This window comes from Halorubellus litoreus (assembly GCF_037081675.1).
Classification (GTDB): Archaea; Halobacteriota; Halobacteria; order Halobacteriales; family Natrialbaceae; genus Halorubellus; species Halorubellus litoreus.
Window position 1 is genome coordinate 1452490 of record NZ_JAZAQL010000001.1, and the last position, 6369, is coordinate 1458858.

8 protein-coding genes are annotated in these 6369 nt (G+C 69.8%); 4 read left to right on the forward strand and 4 right to left on the reverse strand.

Features of this window, described 5'->3' with window-relative positions:
- Positions 1-68: 68 nt before the first annotated feature.
- Positions 69-1136, forward strand: coding sequence for a WD40/YVTN/BNR-like repeat-containing protein (locus VYJ16_RS07225; RefSeq protein ID WP_336349610.1), 1068 nt, complete (start codon positions 69-71; stop codon positions 1134-1136).
- A 30-nt stretch (positions 1137-1166) separates the two neighbouring features.
- Here VYJ16_RS07225 and serB read toward each other — a convergent pair whose 3' ends face one another.
- Positions 1167-1802 (reverse strand): phosphoserine phosphatase SerB, encoded by a 636-nt coding sequence (gene serB, locus VYJ16_RS07230; RefSeq protein ID WP_336349611.1) that lies wholly within the window; start codon positions 1800-1802, stop codon positions 1167-1169.
- A 134-nt stretch (positions 1803-1936) separates the two neighbouring features.
- On the opposite strand from serB, the gene VYJ16_RS07235 reads away from it, so the two are divergent.
- Positions 1937-2338, forward strand: a complete 402-nt coding sequence (locus VYJ16_RS07235) for a DUF7522 family protein (protein WP_336349612.1) — start codon at positions 1937-1939, stop codon at positions 2336-2338.
- Between the two features lie 94 nt (positions 2339-2432).
- Positions 2433-2645, forward strand: a complete 213-nt coding sequence (locus VYJ16_RS07240) for a YgaP family membrane protein (protein WP_336349613.1) — start codon at positions 2433-2435, stop codon at positions 2643-2645.
- Between the two features lie 3 nt (positions 2646-2648).
- Here the strand turns inward: VYJ16_RS07240 and VYJ16_RS07245 are convergent, their stop codons facing one another.
- Positions 2649-3302: a DUF7504 family protein gene (locus VYJ16_RS07245; RefSeq protein WP_336349614.1), complete on the reverse strand. Its 654-nt coding sequence runs from the start codon at positions 3300-3302 to the stop codon at positions 2649-2651.
- Positions 3303-3326: 24 nt separating this feature from the next.
- Entirely contained in the window at positions 3327-3779 is a 453-nt protein-coding gene (locus tag VYJ16_RS07250; protein WP_336349615.1) for a hypothetical protein, read from the reverse strand.
- A gap of 156 nt (positions 3780-3935) precedes the next feature.
- Between VYJ16_RS07250 and serA the strand changes: the two genes are divergently transcribed.
- Complete coding sequence (gene serA / locus VYJ16_RS07255; RefSeq protein WP_336349616.1) at positions 3936-5525, forward strand: phosphoglycerate dehydrogenase; 1590 nt, start codon at positions 3936-3938, stop codon at positions 5523-5525.
- Between the two features lie 66 nt (positions 5526-5591).
- Here serA and VYJ16_RS07260 read toward each other — a convergent pair whose 3' ends face one another.
- Positions 5592-5963 carry a hypothetical protein gene (locus VYJ16_RS07260; RefSeq protein ID WP_336349617.1) on the reverse strand — a complete coding sequence of 124 codons (372 nt, stop codon included), beginning with the start codon at positions 5961-5963 and terminating at the stop codon, positions 5592-5594.
- Between the last annotated feature and the right edge of the window lie 406 nt (positions 5964-6369).

Consider the following 6369-nt stretch of genomic DNA (forward strand, 5'->3'; position numbering starts at 1 on the left):
ACTGACAGCGCGACTACAAAAACTCGTTCTCGGGAACGCTGAAGGCCCCGCCGGCCGAGGGTTCGCGTATGCTCTACGTCGGGAGCGACGGCGGCGTGTACCGATTCGGCGACGCGCTCGAACGCGAGCAGCCAGCGACGGCGAGTCGCGTTCTCGACGCGGACAGCGCGATGCGCGTCCGGTCGTTCGACGACTCCGAGCGACCCGACGGCGTGTTCGCGGCGACCGCGAGCGGGCTCTATCACGCGCCGGGCGGCGACGACTGGGTCGACCTGGGCGTCCCCGCGGACGCGGTGTACGCGGTCGGTGCGAGCAGCGACGGCGAGACGCTGTACGCCGGGACGCGTCCCGCCGCGACGTACGCCGCGGACGTCCCCGCAGCCGTCGTCGACGGCGAGGACGCGCTCGACCCGACGGCGCTGGACTGGCGCGAACGCGAGGGCTTCCAGGCGCTCCCCTCGCGCGAGCACTGGCGGCTCCCGCGCCACGAGGACCTGGCGCACGTCCGCGACGCGAAGGGCCTCCCCGGCGACCCGGAGGGCGTCGTCGCGGCCGTCGAGGTCGGCGGCGTGCACGCGAGCGCCGACCGCGGCGACACGTGGACCGAACGCCGCGGCCCCATCACGGACCCGCGACCCGAGGACGCGACCGACGGCGTGGACTGGAGCAAGCGACCGGGAGACGTCCACGACGACGTCCACGAACTCGCGGTCGTCGACGCCGACACGTGGCTCGCCGCGACCGGGTTCGGGCTGTTCGAGACGACCGACGCCGGCGCGTCGTGGACGCGCCTCGACGACGACGTCGAGCAGGGGTACTTCCGAACCGTCTTCCACCACGACGGCCGGACGTACGCCGCCGGCGCGCTCTCGAGTTCGGGGAATTGGGACGACCCCGACGAGGACCCCGGATTCTTCGCCTACACCCCCGAGGCCGGCCTCCGCGAACTCGACGTTGACACGCCAGACGAGGTCGTCACGGGCGTCACCGCGGTCGACGGAGACACGCTCTTCGCCGGCACGCACCGGGGGTCACTCCTCCGGGAGACCGCAGGCGGTGAGTGGACCACGGTCGGGTCGTTCCCGACCGACGAGTCGAGCGGCACGTACACGCCGCTCGCGTGGCTCGCCGAGTGAAGACACCGCGATAGCGAAGGAACAGTCGATTCAGAGGACGCCTTCGGCTTCGAGGACGTCCCGGAGTTCCGTCATCGACGAGACGGTGACGTCGCACGCCGGTTCGACGTTCGGTTTCGGCTCGAACCCGACCGCGAGCCCCGCCACCTCGAGCATCGGGAGGTCGTTCGCGCCGTCGCCGACGGCGACGGTGTCCGCGAGGTCGACGTCGTGCTCGCTCGCGTACTCGCGGAGCGCGTCGTCCTTCGTCCCCTCGATGAGGCTCCCTTCGACGCCGCCAGTGAGCGCGCCGTCCTCGACGGGCAGACGGTTCGCGACGATGGCGTCCACGTCGACGCCCTCGCGTTCGAGCGCCGCCGCGACGCCCTTCTCGAACCCGCCCGTGAAGATGGCGACCGTCACGCCGGCGTCGCGGAGCGCCGCGATGACCTCCGCGGCGCCCTCGCGGAGGCGGACGTTCCCCCACGCGCGCTCCGCCGCTTCCTCGCTCAACCCGTCGAGGAGGCCGGCGCGCTGCCGGAGGCTCTCCGCGTACCCGAGCTCGTCGTTCATCGCGCGATGCGTGATGTCCGCCATCTTGTCCGCCACCCCGTACTCGTCGCCGAGCAGGACGGTCATCTCCGAATCGGACAGAGTGCCGTCGAAGTCGAACGCGACCAGCGTCATACCCACGACTCTGCGAGGCGGCGTCTTGTAGCCTCCGGGTCCCGGTCGAACTCGCCGCGCGGACGGTCTTCGATAGCCCCTCGACGCTCGAACCCGCACACACCATTAAGCCACCGTGGTTCGAACCGGCGGGCATGGACGAAGCGGACGAGGCCATCGAGGCCGTCGAGGACGCGAACCTGCGCGGGCTCGTCGAGGAACTCCACGAGAACGTCGACGCCTCCCTCCGGCTGGCGTTCCGGTACGAGGGCGAGGCGTACGACGTCGTGCACGTCAGCGACACCGTGGACGCCCAGTTCACCGACGCGGAACTCGAGGAGCGCGTGAAGACGCTCCTGATGAAGGCGCTCGGTGACCCGCCCCAGGAGCAGTCGCTGTACGACTTCGGGGAACTGAACTCGACGGTACGGTTCTTCGACGAGGTCATCGTCGCCGTGTTCCCCGACGAGGAATGGAGCGGCGTCGTCGTCGTCTTCGACCGCGAGGAGTCACCGCTCGTCGACACGACCCTGCACTACCTCGACGTCGACGACTGACTCGCTCGCCCCAGCAGGCGGCGGCCCAGGCGGGCGTTCTCACGCGCTCGGAATCGACCCACCGCTCTTGTGACCAGATACCATACTGTCGCGCATGGAGCAGAACGTCGGTCGGTCGGACGGCATCGGTCGCGTCGCCCTCGGAGGGGTTCTCGGCGTCGTCTCGCTCGCCATCCTCGGCGACGCCATCGCCGGCGCACCCGTCGCGCTCTCACCCGTGCTGGGCGCGCTCTCGCTGATACTGCTCATCACGGGCGCGACGAACACGTGCGGCCTGTACTCGCTGCTGGGCGTCGACACCACGTAGCGTTCAGAATTCGGTCCACGCTCGCGGCCCGGCGTCGCTCGGGAGGCCGCGGACGCGGTACTCGCGCGCTCCGGTGTCCTCGACCTCGCGGACCTCGACGAGGCCGTCGAACGGCTGTTTGATGATGCCCAGCGAGTCCTGTGGGACGGGCGTGTCGAGGACGAACCCGCCGAGGAACCCCGAGCTCTCTACGCGGCCCGTGAGGACGTGCAGGAACTGGTAGACGCGGCGGACGTCCGCGTACATCAACAGCGTCGAGAGCGTGTGCATCCCGACGCTCGCCCCCGCGAGGGCGTCGTCCTCGTGGAACCGCCGCATGAAGTCCGTGAGGCCGATACCGATACCGGTGAGGTCGCCAGCGCTCGACACGAGCCGGCGGTTCGGGGACTCCTCGTTCCGCCCGAACCCGCGCTGGCGCGTGACGCAGTCGACGACGGCGAGCGTCGCGACGTCGGGGTGGACGTCGCGGTACTCGCGCTCGACGGTCTCGGCGGCCTTCCGCGTCGTCACGAACGCGGTCGCCCGGTCGCTCCCGCGGTCGGCCGCCAGCACCTCGTACAGCAGCTCGCGCTTGCCCGTCATCGGCGGGCCGACGACGAGCACGTTCGACCCGTCGCGGACCGCGCCCGTGTCGAGGGCCGGCGCCAAGTCCGTCATTGCACGCGGCTTGGAGCGCGCCCGTCAAGAAAGCGCGGTTCCGGCGGGCTCGCGGACCGCTCGCTCGACGCGCGCGACGGCGATGCCGACGACGAAGCCGACGCCGACGCTCGCGCGCTGGACCGTGGCTGGGTCGACGACGAGGACGTAGTACGCGACGGCGACGATACCAGCAAGCGTGCCCGCGAGCACCGCGACCTGTCGGCGGACGTCGCCGGGGTCGTGTAGCGGTGGCCAGCGCCACGCGAGCGCGGCGGCGACCGCCGTTGCGACGGCCGCAGCCGCGAACGCCGGCCAGTCGACGCGGCCGACGAACGCGAGCTCGACGCCGTAGATTCCCCCGCCGAACGCGAGCAGGGCGAGGTCGCGCGCGACCGGCCACCGTCGCTCGCTCTCGCGCCGCGACAGCGTCTCCGCGGCGCTCACGGGCGTCTCGTTCGGCGTCCCGCGGTGCGAGTCCGGCCGCCCCTCGTTCATATATGAAATCGAACCACTACCGTTCGTAAAAATACTGGGGTCTCGGTGCCGACGGTGGTGCACCCCCTACTGGCCGTGCGAACGGCTACCACGGCAATTTTCGCCACCCTCCATGGTAAAGGAAGCGTTATGGGCCGTGGGATGATGGACTCGCGTATGAAGGTCCTGGTGACGGACCCCATCGCCGACGCGGGTATCGAACGCCTCACAGAGGCGGGCCACGAAGTCGAGACCGCCTACGACGTCGAAGGAGACGCGCTCCTGTCCGCGGTCTCCGACGCGAACGGACTCATCGTGCGCTCGGGAACCGAGGTGACCGAGGCGGTGTTCGAGGCCGCGTCGGAACTCGTCATCGTCGGCCGCGCCGGCATCGGCGTGGACAACATCGACATCGACGCGGCGACCGAGCACGGCGTCGTCGTCGCGAACGCCCCCGAAGGGAACGTTCGCGCCGCCAGCGAGCACACGGTCGCGATGGCGTTCGCGACCGCGCGCTCGATCCCGCAAGCCCACACCCGACTTCGCGACGGAGAATGGGCGAAAGGCGACTTCCTCGGCACCGAAGTGAATGGAAAGACGCTCGGCGTCGTCGGCCTCGGTCGCGTCGGCCAGGAGGTCGCGAAGAAGTGCCACTCGCTCGGGATGGACCTCGTCGCGTTCGACCCGTACATCAGCGAGGAGCGCGCCGAGCAACTCGGCGCGGAGCTCGTCGACCTCGACGACTGCCTGGACCGCGCGGACTTCCTCACCGTCCACGTGCCGCTCACGGACGAGACCGAGGACATGATCAGCGACGAGGAGCTCGCGCAGTTGGAGGGCGGGTACGTCGTGAACTGCGCTCGCGGCGGCGTCGTCGACGAGGACGCGCTCGCCGAAGCCGTCGAGGACGGCGTGCTCGCGGGCGCCGCGGTGGACGTCTTCGCCGAGGAACCCGTCTCGCCGGACAACCCGCTGCTCGACGTGGAGGACGTCGTCGTGACGCCCCATCTCGGCGCGAGCACGGAGGCCGCTCAGGAGAACGTCGCGGTGTCGACTGCTGATCAAGTAGTCGCGGCGTTCGCGGGCGAGCCCGTGATGAACGCGCTGAACGCGCCGTCGATGGACGAGGCGGCGTTCCCGCGCGTCGAACCGTACATCGACCTCGGCGAGACGTCCGGGAAGGTCGCCGCGCAGCTGTTCGGGAAGCGCATCGAGTCCGTCGAGGTCAGCTACGAGGGCGACATCGCCGAGGAGGAGGTCGACCTCGTCACCGCGAGCGTCCTGAAGGGCGTGTTCGAACCGCTCGAATGGCAGGTGAACTCGGTGAACGCGCCGCGTATCGCTGAGGAGCGCGGCGTCGAGGTTACGGAATCGAAGAGCCGGAGCAGCGAGGACTTCCAGAGTCTCATCACGGTCACGGTCGGCGACGGCGACGACGAACTCTCCGTCTGTGGAACGCTCTTCCACGGCGACGACCCGCGCATCGTCCGCATCGACGGGTTCCGCGTCGACGCCATCCCTCACGGGAAGATGGTCGTCGCACGGAACGCCGACGAACCGGGCGTCATCGGCCTCATCGGCTCCGTCATGGGGAAGTACGACGTGAACATCGCCGGGATGTTCAACGCTCGCCAGACCATCGGCGGCGAGGCACTGACGGTGTACAACGTCGACGGCGAGATATCGGACGCAGCGCGCGAGGAACTCGTCGCCGACGACCGCATCACGGACGTCACCGTCATCCGACTCAACGGCGCCGACGAGTAACCGCACCCGCGTTCACTGACCGTTTCTCTCGATACGCCGCCCCACGTACACGACCGACGGGTCGACTCAGAGCGCGTCCCGGACGCGCCGAACGAGCGACTCCAGGAGCGACTCCCGCTCGCGCAGGTCCCTGATGGTCGCGTTCCGCTCCGCCAGCATCGTCTCGTAGCGGTCACGGACGGCCTCGACCCGTCGCTCCGCGGCGTCGCGGTCCGAACGCAGATGATCGACGCGCGCGGCCAGCACCGGCGACGGCGGCAGGTTCGCCGGGTCACGGCCACTCAATCGCTCGCCGTCCGGGTCGGTCGTGGCCGTGATGGTGGCAGCATCGGAGTCGCTACTCGGGGGTCGCGGGCGCGCAGTCGGCGCACCGCCACCCCACTCGTCGTCCTCGGTCGGCACCGTCCACTCGACGGTGAACGCGGGGTCGGATGACATGGACTAGCATACTTCTCGCAAGGACACGTCAAACCCCGTCAGACCAACGGAACACGAGCGTCAGACAACCACCCACGGAACCAACACCCGACGCAACCCATCCCGTCAGAAACAGCACCCTGGGGGTCGGCGTACGCTCGGTCAGTCCGCGTCCGCGAACACACCGCAGGAAACGCCGACCTGGGGGTCGGCGTATGCTCGGTCAGTCCGCGTCCGCGAACACACTGCAGGAAACGCCGACCTGGGGGTCGGCGTATGCTCGGTCAGTCCGCGTCCGCGAACACACCGCAGGAAACGCCGACCTGGGGGTCGGCGTATGCTCGGCCAGTCCGCGTCCGCGAACACACCGCAGGAAACGGCCGCCTGGAGGCGGCCGTACGCTCGGTCAGTCCGCGTCCGCGAACAC

Bases quoted from the DNA above. Each gene is read 5' to 3' on its own strand.
- VYJ16_RS07225 (WP_336349610.1), top strand. From the start codon at position 69: ATGCTCTACGTCGGGAGCGACGGCGGCGTGTACCGATTCGGCGACGCG.
- serB (WP_336349611.1), bottom strand. From the start codon at position 1,802: ATGACGCTGGTCGCGTTCGACTTCGACGGCACTCTGTCCGATTCGGAG.
- VYJ16_RS07235 (WP_336349612.1), top strand. From the start codon at position 1,937: ATGGACGAAGCGGACGAGGCCATCGAGGCCGTCGAGGACGCGAACCTG.
- VYJ16_RS07240 (WP_336349613.1), top strand. From the start codon at position 2,433: ATGGAGCAGAACGTCGGTCGGTCGGACGGCATCGGTCGCGTCGCCCTC.
- VYJ16_RS07245 (WP_336349614.1), bottom strand. From the start codon at position 3,302: ATGACGGACTTGGCGCCGGCCCTCGACACGGGCGCGGTCCGCGACGGG.
- VYJ16_RS07250 (WP_336349615.1), bottom strand. From the start codon at position 3,779: ATGAACGAGGGGCGGCCGGACTCGCACCGCGGGACGCCGAACGAGACG.
- serA (WP_336349616.1), top strand. From the start codon at position 3,936: ATGAAGGTCCTGGTGACGGACCCCATCGCCGACGCGGGTATCGAACGC.
- VYJ16_RS07260 (WP_336349617.1), bottom strand. From the start codon at position 5,963: ATGTCATCCGACCCCGCGTTCACCGTCGAGTGGACGGTGCCGACCGAG.